The following is a 15,289-nucleotide window of genomic DNA, read 5'->3' on the forward strand; positions in this document are numbered from 1 at the left end:
ATGATTCTATCTGATACTTCTACTGACAAATCCTTGCCCTCAAATTCCCACCACCATCACGACGATAAATCAGTCCACCCTCACCATCACGATGAAGAATCGATGCGGCGGCTGGTAAATCGCTTGTCTCGGATTGAGGGACACGTCCGCGGCATTAAAACAATGGTTCAAGAAAACCGTCCCTGTCCCGAAGTTCTGGTGCAAGTTGCTGCGGTTCGAGGCGCGCTCGATCGCGTAGCGAGAATCATTCTTGACGAACACTTAACCGAGTGCATTGCCCGAGCCGCTAAAGAAGGTAATATCGATACGGAAATCGAAGAGTTGAAAGCGGCTTTGGATCGATTTTTGCCTTAGCCGCTGCCAATTTTTACATCCATATAACAAAACCTGCAAATTAGATTAGACAAAACTTCCAAGTTATGCTTTCTGGCTAATTTTTAAAGCATCTTTCACAAACACGGGAAAAGCGTCAAACCTTCTCCCCTTCACCCCCATTGCCACAACATATAATTTATATGATCCGCAGTTTATGAGAGCGAGTTTTCTTAAAAAAGAATTAGTCACGTTTGTCGGGATTACGCAACTCCTCAAAATCTTCCAAAGCTGACGGCAAACAATTAGATAATCGGTGCTTAATCCAACGTGCTATGAACTGTCTAGACTTTGGTCAGCTTGGCTTTTAGGTGGTATCTGACTGTTGCATAAACTGCTTTATAGGAAGCTTCAATGCTGTATTCCTGCTGCAACCACTCTTGAATTTCTCCATAGCTTTTAAAGCCTTCCTGGGGGTCGCTGAGGCGCATTGCCAAACTAGCGCGGGCCACAGGAGGAATAGCCGGCTTGCGGCCGCCGCTGTGCTTTGTTTCGAGGAGTCCTTCGAGTCCCTCAGAGCGGTACTTTCTCAGCCACCGCTGCACTGTAATTCGATTTACCCCGATCGTCATTGCCAATTCTTTAACTGTCTTAACGTGACAAATTTTGAACAGGTAAAGTGCTTGAATTTTTTGAAAGCCGCTTGCTGTTTTTTGTTCAGTTAACAGGTTTTTTAGTTCTTCAATTGTCTCTGTGATGCTAAGTTTACATACTCCAGCCATATCAATTACCTCACGATTCGCGTTCTACAATACCTTTGTTTGACAATGGAGCAAAAGCTGCTCCTATCCTAAATGCTGACCTTTTGTTTGCCCTGAAGCAATACAAAAGCGATCGTTCTCATTAAACTTTTTCCTTCCTGGAGGCAGTCAGACGCTCAGAAACCGGATTATTTTAACCTGGAGCAAGGTTGCCATGATTTTTTTGGGTAAAAAACCCGCTTTCTGGATCATTTTTGTATTTGATGGACAAGCGTCATTGCTAATAGTGATAGCAGTGAACCGCTCGACTGTAACATTACCGGCAATAGGTGACTCTTAAGGAATACCATTTATTCTCTTATTGTTAAACATTTATCATGGTTTTCCTGGTATTTATTGGTATTTTTTGCGAACGTATAAGCGATTTTTAGCCATTAGGTGCTAGCAAACAGGGGAATGTCTGTACACCAGCGATCGCATTTTTATACAGACATTCCCCTAGTCCCCGAACTGCATTTTTGGCTTTCGCTGTGCGAAAAATCCTTAGATATCAGCACTCTCATCGGTCAGAGCGGGTAGCGCCGAGTGACGTTGCAACCGACTTTCACAGCAAGCGGGCAAGTATCAGTGAAACTACTGGCTTTATCGCCAATTGAGTAAAACACGACGAGGGTGGCATTGTCAATTTCTCAGCCTTACAGTATAAGTATCGGCTATTTTTGCCCGCCTGCTGTGATCGAAAGGGGGGTTTCTATGTGATCCTACTAACCTAGGCTTGTGATCTTGGTCACAGTATTACTCAGTAAGCTCAACTACCCACAAAAAGTTATGGGTTCGATCGGACTTTCCACCTAGAATCTTGGGGATTTACTTAGGAAGTGCGATCGAACTTGTTGTTAATATTTTTAAATATTAATTTCTCACAAAAGGGAAAAGAGAAAGCAGCTTTGTCCTTCACCCTCACCAAACCATCTAATTTTTACTCAAACCTTGCAGATTGAGGGAATTTTCAGGCTGGGTCTGAATATTTCAGAACCGAAAATTGCAGAACATCCGGTGCAACCAGCTTGCTGACAGTATTCTTCATTTAAAAGGTGTAGAGAAGCCACAATGAACGTTGACGAACTGCTCAAGCTATACGCAATAGGAGAAAGAAATTTTAGCGGGGTCTACCTGCACGAGGTCTACCTCTACGAAGCAGAATTGATTGGAGCCAATCTGTATGAAGCCGACCTGATTGGAGCCAATCTCAGCAAAGCCAAACTCAACAGAGTCAACTTTGGCAAAGCCAATTTGTGCAAGATTAATTTGAGCAAAGCAGACTTAGGTGGAGCCGACCTCACAGAAGCACTTTTAGTTGAAGCTAACCTGAATCGAGCTGAGTTGATGGGAGCGAACCTCAGCAAAGCAGACTTGAGCGGAGCTTCCCTGATCCAAGCAACTTTAATTGGAGCCAACATATCTCGGGCCACACTCAGCCGTGCAGACTTGCACGGAGTAAATCTTTACGGAGTAAACTTGCGTAGGGCGGTGCTGACAGAATGCGATTTAATTGGCGCAAACTTGAGCAAAGTAGACCTTAGCGGAGCCGACTTAATGGGGGCGAGTCTAATTAGGGCAGACTTGACTGAAGCGATTTTAAGTGCGTCAGACTTAAGCGGAGCAAACCTGTTGGGAGCAAACCTTACAAAAGTTAACCTGAGCGGAGTATATCTTAAGGGTACAACGATGCCCGACGGCACGATTCACGACTAATTTATTTGTTAATTTTTATGGTTGCCGAGAACAGCGGCTAAAGGGTAATGAGGTTTTCATTACCCTAATTTATTGGCAGCGAAATCTTTATTTGACACTCAGGTAAGGCCGAGAACTTCAATGTAGGGTGCTGATGGCGCACAGAACCCCTACATACGGCAAGTCAAAAGATTTGTTGGGTGAACTTGTGTTATGGTGATTTTCAATTGCTTCGAGAAAAGCTATTTTAGATTTAATATTTTTGATTTTGGACGGTTAAAATGAAACTCAGAATCCTCGCTGCTGTAACGCTGCTGAGCGCGATCGCCCCGATCGCTCCTGCCGCCGCCGAGAACATCCAACACACGCAACAATTACTAGCCACCCGAGAGTGTCCCAACTGCGAACTCAGCAGTGCAGGCTTAGTTTTAGCCAATTTAACCGGAGCCAATCTCAAAGGTGCTGACTTAAGGTTGGCTAACCTCAGTCGAGCCAACCTTACCGGGGCTGACCTCAGCGGTGCCAACCTCAGCGGCACCAGCCTGTTTGGCGTCAACCTGACGGGGGCCAACCTCAGCGGTGCGAACCTCAGCGGTGCTGACTTGAGAAGTGCCTATCTCAGCGACGCCAATTTGCAAGGCGCTAATTTAACTAACGCGCAACTGCTCGGAGTTAGAGGAATGCCAACCAATATCGGCACCGCTGAAGACTTCTACCGGTTGGGAGTGCTGGAAGCTCAAGCCGGAAACTACAGAAACGCCATTGATTATTACAATCAAGCGCTGAATCTGAAATCGGATTTAGCCGCCGTTTATTTTGCGCGCAGTATGTCTCGCGCTGACTTAGGAGACTTCGCCGGCGCGACTCAAGACGCTGCAATAGCAAACAAACTCTTTGCAGATCAAGGAAATCCCCAAGGTCAGGAGTTGTCAAAGCAGTTAGGCGAAGCCATTGTTGCACGCCAAAAGCCTACGGAACCCCGCACTTCCAGCCGCGGCGACTTTATGAGTCTTCTCGGTTCGATCGGTTCTGTGCTGGTGAAGCTAATCTTGCCTTGACCAAGAATTTCAAAGGTGGTACCCGCCACGTGATTTATCCGTGGAATCAATCCAAAATCGAAAATCGAAAATCCTCCAGCCCCCGCATTTATTCGTGGGGTCGCCTCTAAAATCTAAAATCTAAAATCTAAAATCGATTGACGGTTGCCTAATTCAGGGGAATCTCGATCCAGAACTCTGTACCATGACCGGGTACAGAAACACACTTAAGTACGCCTTGGTGTTTCTCAACTACAATTTGGTAACTGATAGACAGTCCTAAACCCGTGCCCCGACCTACGGGTTTAGTAGTAAAAAACGGATTAAATATATGAGAAATTAACTCTTTGGGGATGCCGTGACCATTGTCTGCAATGCAAATTCCTACCGTTTTTTCATCGATTAATTCAGTGCGAATCCGAATGCAAGGGGATGGGAAATCAGGAATCAAACACTCGGTGGTTGCCTGTATATCTCCTGACTCAATAGGCAGTATTTGGGAGCTTAAATGCGTTGCCGCTGCACTTGCGGCTTTAAAGGGAAGATCCATAACTCGCTCTTTTTTCCCCATTTCTAGGGCGTCAAGGGAATTACCGATCAGATTCATAAATACCTGATTGAGCGAGCTGGCATAGCATTCTACTAAGGGCAACTTGCCATATTCTTTAATAATTTCTACGGTGGTGTGATCGGAATTGGCTTTTATCCGGTGCTGCAAAATCAACAGGGTACTGTCGATGCCCTCGTGAATGTCAACGGCTTTTTTCTCGGCTTGATCGGTTCTGGAAAAATTACGCAAAGATACAACTAACTGGCGGATGCGTTCAACTCCGACTGTCATGGAACCCAAAATTTTTGGCAAATCTTCGGCAAGAAATTCGATGTCGATTGCTTCGGAACACTCGCTAATTTCTGGGTTGGGATTGGGGTAGTGCTGGCGGTAGAGTTCCACCAAGCAGAGTAAATCTTTGGTGTATTCGCTGGCGTGGGACAGATTGCCGTAGATAAAGTTAACGGGGTTATTGATTTCGTGGGCGACTCCGGCCAGGAGTTGTCCGAGACTGGACATTTTTTCGGTTTGAATCAGTTGGGCTTGGGTATTGTGCAGTTCTTTGAGGGTTTTAGCTAGCTGTTCGGCTTTTAATCGATCGGCAGTTGCTGCATTGAGACTTTCTTGATAAAGTTCTGCTTGGTGAATGGCGATCGCAGCTTGAGTCGCTAAATGTTGCACCAATTCCTGTTCTGCGGTTTGCCAAACTCTCGGCCCCGAACACTCATGGGCAATCAGCAACCCCCACAATTGGGAATCTTTGCCTCTCATCGGCACAATTAAACTTCCTCTCACCTGCAAATCTTCCAAAAAATCGCGGTGACAGGGTGTTAAATCCTCAGTATAAATATCATTAATTGCTCGCACCCGTCCGGCTCGATAAAAGCAGTCTGAGCCTTCGGGAAAGCATTCTTGTGGAGATGTGATACCCAAAATTGACCGCCACTCGCCGCAAACAGCTTCGACAACTACCTCGCCCTGTTTATCTGCTGCAAATTGGTAGATTACCGTGCGATCGGTATCCAACAAAACTCTGACTTCTCGCACAATAGTTTGCAGTATGATTTTTAAATCTAAGGTGCTGCGAATCTGGTCTCTAACTCGCGTCAATACTTTGGCAAAGTCCAAGGATTTTTGCAATTGGGCGGTGCGTTCTTGAACTTGGCGCTCCAAGTTGGCATTCAGGGTTTGGACTTCTTTATAAAGAACGTACTGCCCAATTGCCGAACAAAATTGGCTGCCTATAGCTAAAGCTTGCTCAATTTCATCGCACTTCCACTCGGGCGACTGACCTTTTTTTATTTCTCGCCAGACTTCAAAGGATTGTCTCGGAAGGATTTGTGCAGCGCTGCTGTCAAAGCGCCCCGCCCACATTTTTTCGGTATCAATTGCATTGCGAAAAATGGTCAAACAGCCGACTACTTGTTGTTTGTAGTGGAGGGGAATTACCAGCAAACCCCTAATTTTAGTAGATTGGAAAGCAGGAACTAAAACTCTAAATAGAGGTTCTTTGTATAAGTTGGTAATGATCAAAACAGGGAACTGAGAGTTAGTAATTATTGGCAACTTGGGAAGTTCTTCGGTATTTTTAAATCCTTTGGTGAGCCATTCCTGCCAGAGGGGATGAGCTTCGAGCTCCTTAACTTTTTCCCAGTTGGGAAGTGTCGGTTGTTCTCCTGTGGTGAACAGTTCAAAGGTAGCATCACTTTGGGCAGGGGCAATGGGAAATCCTCCTTCAATCTTGGGAGCAGATAACTTTTCACCGTTGATTTTCGGCGGGTTGAGATAGAGTCTGCCGCCGCTGCCGCCCAAAGCGGTGACGGTGGCTTCTAAACCCTGTTGCAGTTGAATGTTGACGTGACCGTACAACAGGGCTGCTATGCGGCTCACGGTGGCTTCCCGGGCGGCTTGAGAGCGGGTTTGCTGCAGGAGGAGTGCGTGGGCTATAGCGCTAGACAATTGATCTGATACGAGCTGAACTACTTCTAAATCTGCTGGTGAAATATTGAGGGGGGTACAGTGGTGAGACACTAAAAGTCCCCACAGTTCGATGTGAATTTTTTGATTGTTTCCTGGCTCGTATCGAGTCAGACAAGTCGCGGCATCGCAGATATCTGTGTTGCTGTTTTGCGACGCGCTCCTCCGGTGCAAAATCGGCACGACTAAGGAAGATTGCACTCCCATTGCCATCAGGTAAGCGGTGTGGCAAGGATCGAGCGATCTGTAGTGCATCTCTTCCTTTACTAAAGGTTGACCGGTGTCTGCAGCATCGAGGGGACTCAGGACGATCGTCCCTGAGTTAACATCTATTATTGTCCGCTGGCGCAAAGTGACATACATCTCCCGGGCGCGCGCGGGAATGTCGTCTGCTGGAAAGTGCAGTCCTTTCAAGGAAGGGAGATGGTTGTTATTAATTGACTCTGCAACAACTTCTCCACTGCCGTCAGCACTAAACCTGTAAATCATAATGCGATCTGTTTTCAAAAAAGACCGCACTTCTGCTACCGTACTGGTTAAAATATCTTCTAATTCTAGAGATTGGCGGATGCGTTCTGTTATCCGCCGTATCAAAACTTCTCTGTCTAGTTTATGATGTAATTCTTGCGTATTTTCTCTGAGTTGCATAAATCTCCTTTTGTACTTATACAATGATAATAAGAAGTTTTGAGGTGCTGTGGTCGCGATCGAACTCAAATGCCTCACCCTGAGTTTTTGACTCAACCGATCTGTACAATTAATCCGTCGCGCACTTGTCAGAGACGACGGTGTATCGCCTCTGGTGGGCTGGGGTAAGTAAAATCTGCGATCGCGCCGGTTTAATCCTTGCCTTCAACAGGCAGAGCGACTTAACCCAATAATAATTATTATTTTAATGCTCTTATAAATTTCTCGCAATCTTAAACTTTCACTATGAGAATTCTTCATTGTTAGGATAACTTGACATTTGTTGTATAACTTCATATAATGATAATTAACGAAAGAATTTGAGTTTCTATCAGCGCGCAAGGCGCTGACTAATTTCTTGGCGCACGCTCATCAGAATTTTACCCAAATGATTTTGACCGGTTCGATCGCAGCCACACCCCCAGTAGTAATCCGTTGGCGAATCCTCGACAATCACTCGATCCCCTGTGGCGAGGAGAATAGCTTGAATGTCTGTATGAGCGAGAAACTTAGTTAAAACTGCTTCGCGCATGATGGGAATTTTCACTGCTTCCCAATCAGCGCGAATCCGGTGGTTGGGATCGCGACCTAATTTAGCGGCTTCTTGAGGAGTTGCTACGGCTTGAATCGCCGCGACTAATCTTTCATCAGCGCTACCGACAAATTTTTGGGCTTGATAGTAATGTTCCACAGTCAACCAATATTGACCGTGCAGAGAAATGTCGTGTAGTGAAAAATTAGAAAAGCAGCCGTAAGGCTTTTCTACTTTATAAAAATAAATTATCATATTTATTTTAGATTGTACAGGATTTACGCATAACCTATGTATGTAAGGCGTGCATTGTGTACCTTACCGGTAGTATAAATAGGATGTAATATCAAATCGCGTTACATCGGAATTATGAGCGCGCTCGCGTCATCCACAGCGAACGGAGTGTAAGCTTTTGGGCATCTAAATTGTATTTTTGGGCTGGCTGCTAGAGTTCGCTCCACAATAATTTCAGCAAACTTGACTGTAAAATTTAGATGCGCTTAGACTTAGTGCGAGCGAGGACACTTGCGCTACACTCCGAAAAATATTATTCGGATGCAAGCCGAAATCATATAGTTCCGATTTTAATTAACGATTAAGAATTGAAAATAAGAAATTGGGATTTAAGATGATTTCTTCTTCCTTCGTTCTAAAACGGCATCAGCTTTGGAAGAGCGCGGTTAGCGATATTGGCATAACGCAGTTCACCGCACAAAATTTTGCTCATCAACTTAGTAGTCATCGGCAATTTGACGCCCGCTCTGATTCGCAGCTCCTGTAAACTGATAGAAGGCCCGATCCAAACCACTGACCCAAACCATACAGCGTATTCCAAGTTTATGAAGTACACCCAGAAACCGGGTTTCTTTACAGTTCTCGCCTATCAACTAATTCTGTTCAAGAAACCCGGTTTCTCGCTCTCTACATCTACATGGAATATGCTGTATCAGTTCCCCTGAAGTGGCGATCGACCGACAATAATGCAATCAAACATTTTAGTCATTTGTCTGTTGTTTGTTTTCTGTTGTCATGAGTTATTAGTTATTAGTCATGAGGATCAACTCACTAATAACTAATAACCAATAACTAATAACAATGAACTACAAACTATTAGACAGTCGTGATATCTTTCTCTTTCGCTGCTAGAACTTCTTCTATTTTGGCAATGTACTTATCCGTCAGCTTTTGAATTTTATCTTGCAAGTCCCGCGATTCATCTTTAGAGAGATCGCTGCTTTTTTCCTGCTTGCGAATCGAGTCAACGGCATCGCGGCGGATATTGCGAATTGCAACTTTACCTTCTTCAGCAAACTTACTGGCCATTTTGACAAATTCTTGGCGTCTGTCGCTCGTCAGCGGCGGAATGTTCAAGCGAATAACTGAACCGTCGTTGTTGGGCACGAGTCCTACATCGGACAGGGAAATTGCTTTTTCGATCGAGGTAAGCGCTGTACGATCGAACGGTTGAATGGTGATCGTAGTCGCATCCGGCGTGCCGATGTTGGCAAGGGATTTGATCGGAGTTGGAGAGCCGTAGTAATCTACCATGACTCGATCGAGGAGAGAGGCGTTGGCCCGTCCCGTCCGAATAGTATTAAAAGACCGTTGAGTAGCCTCAACTGCCTTTTGCATATGATCTTCTGCTTCAGCTAACTTCACAAAAACCTCCGACAAGAGTTCCAATAGATTCTCCCATTACAGCTCGGTAGATGTTGCCCGACACCGAGAGGTCAAATACCATAATAGGAATATTATTTTCTTTGCAAAGGGCGATCGCCGTACTGTCCATCACCCGCAAATCTTGATTCAAGACGTGGGCATAGGTGAGGGTTTGATACCTGCGCGCGTTGGGGTTGAGGTGGGGGTCGGAATCGTACACCCCATCTACCTTAGTAGCTTTAAAAATCACCTCTGCATCAATTTCAGCCGCCCGCAAAGCGGCTGTAGTATCAGTAGTAAAAAAAGGGTTGCCAGAACCGGCACCAAAAATCACTACTCGTTTTTTTTCTAGGTGGCGAATTGCCCGCCGCCGGATGTAGGGTTCAGCTACTTCTTGCATGGCGATCGCCGATTGCACCCTCGTTGGCACTCCTGCTTGTTCCAGGGCATCCTGCAAAGTGATAGCATTCATCACCGTAGCAATCATGCCCACATAATCAGCCGTTGCCCGATCCATCCCTGCTGAAGCAGCTTTCACCCCGCGAAAAATGTTGCCGCCGCCGACAACGATCGCAATTTGAATGCCTTGGGACACGACTTGGGCTACTTCCTGGGCGATCGACTGAACGACTATCGGATCGATGCCGTAGCCCAAGCTGCCCATCAGCGCTTCACCGCTGAGCTTCAGCAAAACTCGCTGATAAACCATCCCCATGCCGCCACTATTTTTTTACTCTTTTTGCCTCCACAATAAGATAGCAGTACGGGTGCATTTTGAACATCAATTACCCAGAACAAGCATCCCGCTTGTGCTGCCAGAGAATTTGTTTGTTGCGTGGGCTGCTAGGTGAACAGGCAAGATGCCTGTTCCACAACGGGATTGATTTTTTCTCAGTGAATGCTAGGTGAACAGGCAAGATGCCTGTTCCACAACCGGGTTGATTTTTTGTGGGGAGTAGGGGTTGGGCTTCTAGCTAGCCCCTAAAAGAATCAATCCTTGGGTACGAAATTAAGAGCAGCAGAATTCATGCAGTAACGCTGACCGGTAGGTTTGGGCCCGTCGTTAAATACGTGACCGAGATGAGCGTCGCAAACAGCGCACAGTACCTCTGTTCGGCGCATGAACAAGGTGTTATCCGACTCGCACTTGACATTTTCTTCGCTAACGGGAGCGTAGAAACTCGGCCAACCCGTACCGGAATCGAACTTTGTTTCTGATTCAAATAGCTCAGTGCCGCAGCAAATACACTTATAAGTTCCGGTTTTTTTGCTGTCGTGATATTCGCCGCTAAAAGCTCTTTCCGTTCCCTTCTTTCGGGCGACTTTGAACTGTTCGGGCGTGAGTTGTTGTTGCCATTCTGCGTCGGTTTTTTGAACTTTTTCAGTCATAATTTGATGTTTGGTTAAGATGTATTTAGCTGTTGAGTGTTGACGGTTAACTGTTGAGTGTTGACGGTTAACGGTATATTGCTAGTTAACTCAGGCTTCCATTAATATTAACCTAATTGGCTCGAAATGAACATACCAGGGAAAAGGATTGTCCTTAATAGCCCTCCACTTTTCCTTGAAAACTTCGGCTTGCAAGTGATAATCTTGGGAATGATTGGGAGGCGAGTGCAATTTGAGATATAATGTCACCCGGTGCGGAGTTTCCACAGTCGAGGCGAGCCAACAAGCAAAAGTATTTTCACGATCGCACCGGCTAACAAAACTCAGTTGATGAGCTCGAATTCCCACAGAAACTAGAGATTTGGGAATTGGTTCGACTACAGTCAGAGTACAGCCCCAGTCGATCGCCTCGACGACAGTTACGGAGATCGGTTTAGCTGCACAGAAGTTCTTGCAGCCCGTCAACTGGGCGACGGTGAAGTTGCGAGGGCGATCGAAAATGTTCTGTTTGGTATCAAAGGCGATCGGCCTTCCCTCGGCCAACACCAACAGATTTTTGCACACCCGGTAAACTTCCTCTAAATTGTGGCTGACAAACAAAGTAATGCCCCGATAATTAGCCAGAGTCTGCATTAACTCCCGTTCAAGTTGACTGCGTAAGTGAGTATCCAAAGCAGAAAACGGTTCGTCTAATAGCAGCAATTCTGGAGAAGGGGCGATCGCCCTCGCCAAAGCCACCCGCTGCTGTTGGCCCCCCGAAAGTTCCTGCGGGTAGCGGTTTTCCAGTCCCGACATTTGCACCGAAATTAGCTGTTCTTTTACCCGAAGTTTTTGCTCGATTTCAGATAAATGCTGCAAACCAAACGCAATATTTTGAGCAACAGTCAGGTGAGGAAATAAAGCATAGTTTTGAAACAAAAAACCGATGCGGCGGTCTTTAGAAGCTACATTAACACCCTGTGCTGAGTCAAATAAAACCCTGCCATTGACTGAAATTTGACCGCTCCTTGGAGTTTCCAAACCGGCGATGCAGCGCAGAGTCATGCTCTTACCGGAACCCGACGCGCCCAAAATTCCCAGCACTTCCGGGCCGATATCGAAACCGACATCCAAGGCAAAGCCTGAGAGAGGTTTAAAAATGCTTAAACAAAGTCCGCTTTTCGGTTGTTGTTGGGGTTTTGTGGTAAAAGTAGACGTTATTTTGGGAATATTTGATTGCAATCTGTAGCTCGAATTCGGTTTGGGCGATCTCTTTTGTAAATCAGTCCAAAAATTAACAGCAGTGAGCATCGTCACAGAAAGACTAAGAATAATCAAAACCCAAATAGCAGCTTGCCCCATATCCCCTGCTTCCACAGCAAAATAAATTGCCATCGGGATAGTTTGAGTTTGTCCGGGAATATTCCCCGCTAACATCAACGTCGCGCCGAATTCACCCAAAGCGCGAGCAAATGCGAGAATAGTTCCTGCTAAAATTCCCGGCCATGCTAGCGGCAACATAATGCGCCAAAAGACTTGCCACTCCGAGGCTCCCAGAGTGCGGGCTGCATTGAGAAGATTGGCATCAATTTGCTCAAAAGCTCCCAAAGCAGTTTTGTACATGAGGGGAAATGATACGACAGTTGCTGTAATTACGGCGGCTTGCCAAGTGAAAATTATAGTTAAGTCGAATTGTAGCAAGAATTGACCGATCGCCCCATTTCTCCCAAACAGCAGCAGCAGCAAAAATCCCACTACTGTCGGCGGCAAAACTAAGGGAGAAATTAAAATCCCTTCAATCAAAGCTTTACCTCTGATGCGAGTTGAAAGCATCCACCGGGCGGCGGCTATTCCCAGAAAGAAGGTGATAAATGTCGCAATAGCGGAGGATTTTAGAGATATCCAGAGCGGAGAAATATCAAATTCCATTTATAAATAAATCCGCGTTAATCAGCGCTTATCTGCTTCCATCAGCGGTAAAAAATCCATAATTAGTTAATTATCGAACTATGCCAAATCCGTATTTCTGAAATACTATTTTAGCCCGATCGCCCGCAAAAAACTCAACAAACGCTTTTGCCGCAGCCTGGTTGCGGCTGTTTTTGATAACTGCTAGGGGATAAACAATGGGCGAGTGCAAGTTTTCAGCAGCCGTTAGGCGCACAGTTACTTTGTCCGATGCTTTGGCATCAGTCGTGTAAACTATACCGGCATCAACGTTACCACTTTCGACAAATGTCAGCACTTGGCGGACGTTATTTCCTAGCACTAATTTTGGCTGGAGTTGCTGCCACAATCCAAGCTTATTTAGCATTTCCTGAGCGTATTGTCCCGCAGGTACGCTTTTGGGTTCGCCGATCGCAATTTTCTTGATTTTCGCATCTGTCAACTGTTTAAAATCGCTCAAAACAGCGCCATTTTTAGGAACAATCAAAACCAGGCGATTTGTCAGCAAATTGCGGCGCGTCTCGTTCAGCAGCAAATTAGCTTGCTGCAAAGCATCCATTTGCTTAGCAGCGGCGCTGAAAAATACATCTACTGGTGCACCCTGCTGAATTTGCTGCTCTAGAGCACCGGAAGCACCAAAATTATAAGTAATAGTAACATTGGGATTGCTGCTCCCATAAACAGTCTTGATTTCTCCTAATGCTTGCGAGAGACTGATGGCGGCGGATACAGTTAAAGACGTGCGCTGTTGCGCTGTGGCTGGGGAAACACTCTGAAATAAGTTCCAACTAATCAGCAGTACCAGTGTCGCGACGGCTGCGATCATCGAGTTGAGAATGCGTTTGCTTTTTAGGTTCATGGGAAATAGAAGTTTATGGGAAATAGAAGACCGGGCGGTTGAAGACCGGGCGGTTGAAACTGCGTCTATACAGACGAAACCCGCCGACGCGGGTTGAAGAGCAAGCGGTTAAAATACGTTATCTTCTTCAGTCCACGGAGGTGGACATCGTTTGTGTAGTCGCGGTTTCAACCGCCGTCTTATCTATTCTCGCCATTTGAGAGAACAACCTATTGATTCTGTAATAGTGGGTTCCACGGGTTCGCTGTTGAGCAATTGGTCGATCGCACTCCGCAGATAAGAAACCTGTACCGCCGCCGCATCGTCGGCGTTGTCGTCAATTAAACCTTTATAGCGCAGTTTGCCGTCTTGGTCTAACAAAAAAACCTCCGGCGTTTTAGAAGCCCCAAAACTTTCCGCCACATCTTGAGCAACATCTCGGATGTACGGGAAGTTAAGTTGATTGTTAGCCGCAAAAATTTTCATGTTCTCAAAACTGTCGTCGGGATACTGGTTTGCATCATTAGCATTAATCCCGATTAAAGTAACATCTCGATCTTGAAAATCTGCTTGAAGTTCTTTCATACGATTGAGATACAACTGCACGTAAGGGCAATGATTGCACATAAATATCACCGCTATCGCCCGAAATTTTTCTAAATATCGAGCTAAATGGTGAACTTCTTCGTCAACTCCCGGCAATTCAAAATCGGGAGCGTAGCCGTTAATGGGAGTACCCGTTGTATCGATTAGTAAACTCATGTTTTCAGGAGGTGAAGAGCAGTATTTGCCAGCATGAAAGATGAAACTGTCAGCACGAATAAAATTGGCTGTTGTTTGGCTTTAGCTTAATTCTAGCCTTGCCAACAGCCTATTGTGATTCGTACTTCGCGATTTATTCCTCGTCTGGCTTTAGCCAACCTTGAGCCAGAGCTTGGTATCCAATAAGTTTGTATGCTAATTTGGCGGCGGTAAATTCGGAGACTACAGAATCTACAAGAGGTGCTAATTCCATAATGTCACACCCGATTACTTCGTAGGACTCGAAGATGCGGCGCAAAAATCCGGTGAGGGAATACCAATTTAACCCGCCCGGTTCGGGTGTTCCCACCCCTGGAATTAAAGTCGGATCGATGCCGTCTAAGTCGATCGTCAAAAATAGTCGCTTAGTTGTTATGCTGGCAATTGCCCGATCGGCCCAATCCGGTTGAGTAGCAATTTCGCGAGCTCGAATCACGTTTAGCTGTTTTGCTTTAATCAAGTCTGCTTCTTCTTTGCAGATAGCGCGAATCCCGATTTGCAGTGTCGGTAAGCCCATATCTACAATACGTCGCATCACGCAGGCGTGGTTGTGGATTGAACCTTCGTATTCGTGCCGCAAGTCGCCGTGGGCATCGATTTGCACGACTGTGAAAGGTTCGTTTGGGTATGCTTGGCGATAACCTTCGACAACGCCTGCAGTGATGCTGTGTTCGCCTCCGAGGGAGATGACAAATTTATTTTCGGTAACTAGCTTATGCACTGCGGCTTGGGTGACTTGCAGCATTTCTGAGGATGAAACTGGTTGCCTGTTGCGGGTATCGGCGATCGGCATTGCGGTATAAATTCCGACATCGTAGCAAACTTCGGAATCCAATTCTTCGTCGTAGCATTCGAGTTGATGAGAAGCTTCTAGTAGTTTCGCGGGCCCGTTTTCGCAGCCTCGGCGGTAGGTGGTGGTTGCTTCGTAGGGAATTGGCAAGATTACTACTCTGGCTGTGTCGTAGTCGGGTACAATTTCGGAACCGAGAAACGGTACGACAGATGTTGGGGCGATCGTTGGCATAGGGGAAATTTCAATAAGGCAAAAAATTCAGCATCTTTAATGGTGGCATAGTATCGGCTCGT

The 15,289-nt window shown here is 45.9% G+C and carries 13 protein-coding genes and 2 pseudogenes; 4 read left to right on the plus strand and 11 right to left on the minus strand.

Annotated elements, in window-relative coordinates; all coding sequences use genetic code 11:
- A complete protein-coding gene (locus QUA58_RS04445) occupies window positions 1–354 on the plus strand; it encodes a metal-sensing transcriptional repressor (protein WP_006632109.1) in 354 nt (117 codons plus the stop codon).
- Window positions 355–656: 302 nt separating this feature from the next.
- Here the strand turns inward: QUA58_RS04445 and QUA58_RS04450 are convergent, their stop codons facing one another.
- Window positions 657–1,094 (minus strand): helix-turn-helix domain-containing protein, encoded by a 438-nt coding sequence (locus QUA58_RS04450; RefSeq protein WP_333254331.1) that lies wholly within the window; start codon window positions 1,092–1,094, stop codon window positions 657–659.
- Window positions 1,095–1,529: 435 nt separating this feature from the next.
- On the opposite strand from QUA58_RS04450, the gene QUA58_RS04455 reads away from it, so the two are divergent.
- The 3 genes from QUA58_RS04455 to QUA58_RS04465 all read left to right on the plus strand — a co-directional run bounded on the left by QUA58_RS04455 (window position 1,530) and on the right by QUA58_RS04465 (window position 3,865).
- Window positions 1,530–1,652: a hypothetical protein gene (locus QUA58_RS04455; protein ID WP_333393163.1), complete on the plus strand. Its 123-nt coding sequence runs from the start codon at window positions 1,530–1,532 to the stop codon at window positions 1,650–1,652.
- 531 nt (window positions 1,653–2,183) lie between these two features.
- The gene (locus QUA58_RS04460; RefSeq protein ID WP_333254329.1) at window positions 2,184–2,828 is read left to right on the plus strand and encodes a pentapeptide repeat-containing protein; all 645 of its coding nucleotides are present in this window, start codon (window positions 2,184–2,186) and stop codon (window positions 2,826–2,828) included.
- A gap of 260 nt (window positions 2,829–3,088) precedes the next feature.
- Window positions 3,089–3,865 carry a pentapeptide repeat-containing protein gene (locus QUA58_RS04465; protein WP_333393164.1) on the plus strand — a complete coding sequence of 259 codons (777 nt, stop codon included), beginning with the start codon at window positions 3,089–3,091 and terminating at the stop codon, window positions 3,863–3,865.
- A 148-nt stretch (window positions 3,866–4,013) separates the two neighbouring features.
- On the opposite strand, the gene QUA58_RS04470 is transcribed toward QUA58_RS04465, so the two are convergent.
- The 10 genes and pseudogenes from QUA58_RS04470 to speB form a co-directional block, all read right to left on the minus strand.
- Entirely contained in the window at window positions 4,014–7,019 is a 3,006-nt protein-coding gene (locus QUA58_RS04470) for a GAF domain-containing protein (RefSeq protein ID WP_333393165.1), read from the minus strand.
- A 370-nt stretch (window positions 7,020–7,389) separates the two neighbouring features.
- Window positions 7,390–7,845, minus strand: a complete 456-nt coding sequence (locus QUA58_RS04475; RefSeq protein WP_333393166.1) for an NADAR domain-containing protein — start codon at window positions 7,843–7,845, stop codon at window positions 7,390–7,392.
- 855 nt (window positions 7,846–8,700) lie between these two features.
- Entirely contained in the window at window positions 8,701–9,249 is a 549-nt protein-coding gene (frr, locus tag QUA58_RS04480; protein ID WP_333393167.1) for a ribosome recycling factor, read from the minus strand.
- Window positions 9,236–9,964: a UMP kinase gene (gene pyrH, locus QUA58_RS04485; protein ID WP_333254320.1), complete on the minus strand. Its 729-nt coding sequence runs from the start codon at window positions 9,962–9,964 to the stop codon at window positions 9,236–9,238. Before pyrH ends, frr begins: the two co-directional genes overlap by 14 nt.
- A gap of 275 nt (window positions 9,965–10,239) precedes the next feature.
- On the minus strand, window positions 10,240–10,638 hold the full coding sequence (msrB, locus tag QUA58_RS04490; protein ID WP_333254318.1) for a peptide-methionine (R)-S-oxide reductase MsrB: 399 nt from the start codon (window positions 10,636–10,638) through the stop codon (window positions 10,240–10,242).
- 644 nt (window positions 10,639–11,282) lie between these two features.
- A pseudogene (locus QUA58_RS31460) lies at window positions 11,283–11,928 on the minus strand (sulfate/molybdate ABC transporter ATP-binding protein); the annotation flags it as partial.
- Window positions 11,914–12,546, minus strand: a pseudogene (gene modB / locus QUA58_RS31465) (molybdate ABC transporter permease subunit); the annotation flags it as partial. The pseudogenes QUA58_RS31460 and modB, both read right to left, overlap by 15 nt.
- A gap of 70 nt (window positions 12,547–12,616) precedes the next feature.
- Window positions 12,617–13,423, minus strand: a complete 807-nt coding sequence (gene modA / locus QUA58_RS04500) for a molybdate ABC transporter substrate-binding protein (RefSeq protein ID WP_333393169.1) — start codon at window positions 13,421–13,423, stop codon at window positions 12,617–12,619.
- Window positions 13,424–13,606: 183 nt separating this feature from the next.
- Complete coding sequence (locus QUA58_RS04505) at window positions 13,607–14,164, minus strand: thioredoxin family protein (protein WP_333254311.1); 558 nt, start codon at window positions 14,162–14,164, stop codon at window positions 13,607–13,609.
- 133 nt (window positions 14,165–14,297) lie between these two features.
- Window positions 14,298–15,227 carry an agmatinase gene (gene speB, locus QUA58_RS04510; RefSeq protein ID WP_333254308.1) on the minus strand — a complete coding sequence of 310 codons (930 nt, stop codon included), beginning with the start codon at window positions 15,225–15,227 and terminating at the stop codon, window positions 14,298–14,300.
- Window positions 15,228–15,289: the final 62 nt, after the last annotated feature.

It is taken from the genome of Microcoleus sp. N9_A1 (assembly GCF_036701795.1).
Classification (GTDB): domain Bacteria; phylum Cyanobacteriota; class Cyanobacteriia; order Cyanobacteriales; family Microcoleaceae; genus Microcoleus.

What these genes read in the sequence shown, in the direction of transcription:
- QUA58_RS04465 (WP_333393164.1), top strand. Translation starts at nt 3,089, where the DNA reads ATGAAACTCAGAATCCTCGCTGCTGTAACGCTGCTGAGCGCGATCGCC.
- QUA58_RS04460 (WP_333254329.1), top strand. Translation starts at nt 2,184, where the DNA reads ATGAACGTTGACGAACTGCTCAAGCTATACGCAATAGGAGAAAGAAAT.
- speB (WP_333254308.1), bottom strand. Translation starts at nt 15,227, where the DNA reads ATGCCAACGATCGCCCCAACATCTGTCGTACCGTTTCTCGGTTCCGAA.
- QUA58_RS04445 (WP_006632109.1), top strand. Translation starts at nt 1, where the DNA reads ATGATTCTATCTGATACTTCTACTGACAAATCCTTGCCCTCAAATTCC.
- QUA58_RS04505 (WP_333254311.1), bottom strand. Translation starts at nt 14,164, where the DNA reads ATGAGTTTACTAATCGATACAACGGGTACTCCCATTAACGGCTACGCT.
- QUA58_RS04475 (WP_333393166.1), bottom strand. Translation starts at nt 7,845, where the DNA reads ATGATAATTTATTTTTATAAAGTAGAAAAGCCTTACGGCTGCTTTTCT.
- msrB (WP_333254318.1), bottom strand. Translation starts at nt 10,638, where the DNA reads ATGACTGAAAAAGTTCAAAAAACCGACGCAGAATGGCAACAACAACTC.
- modA (WP_333393169.1), bottom strand. Translation starts at nt 13,423, where the DNA reads ATGAACCTAAAAAGCAAACGCATTCTCAACTCGATGATCGCAGCCGTC.
- QUA58_RS04455 (WP_333393163.1), top strand. Translation starts at nt 1,530, where the DNA reads ATGTCTGTACACCAGCGATCGCATTTTTATACAGACATTCCCCTAGTC.
- pyrH (WP_333254320.1), bottom strand. Translation starts at nt 9,964, where the DNA reads ATGGGGATGGTTTATCAGCGAGTTTTGCTGAAGCTCAGCGGTGAAGCG.
- QUA58_RS04470 (WP_333393165.1), bottom strand. Translation starts at nt 7,019, where the DNA reads ATGCAACTCAGAGAAAATACGCAAGAATTACATCATAAACTAGACAGA.
- QUA58_RS04450 (WP_333254331.1), bottom strand. Translation starts at nt 1,094, where the DNA reads ATGGCTGGAGTATGTAAACTTAGCATCACAGAGACAATTGAAGAACTA.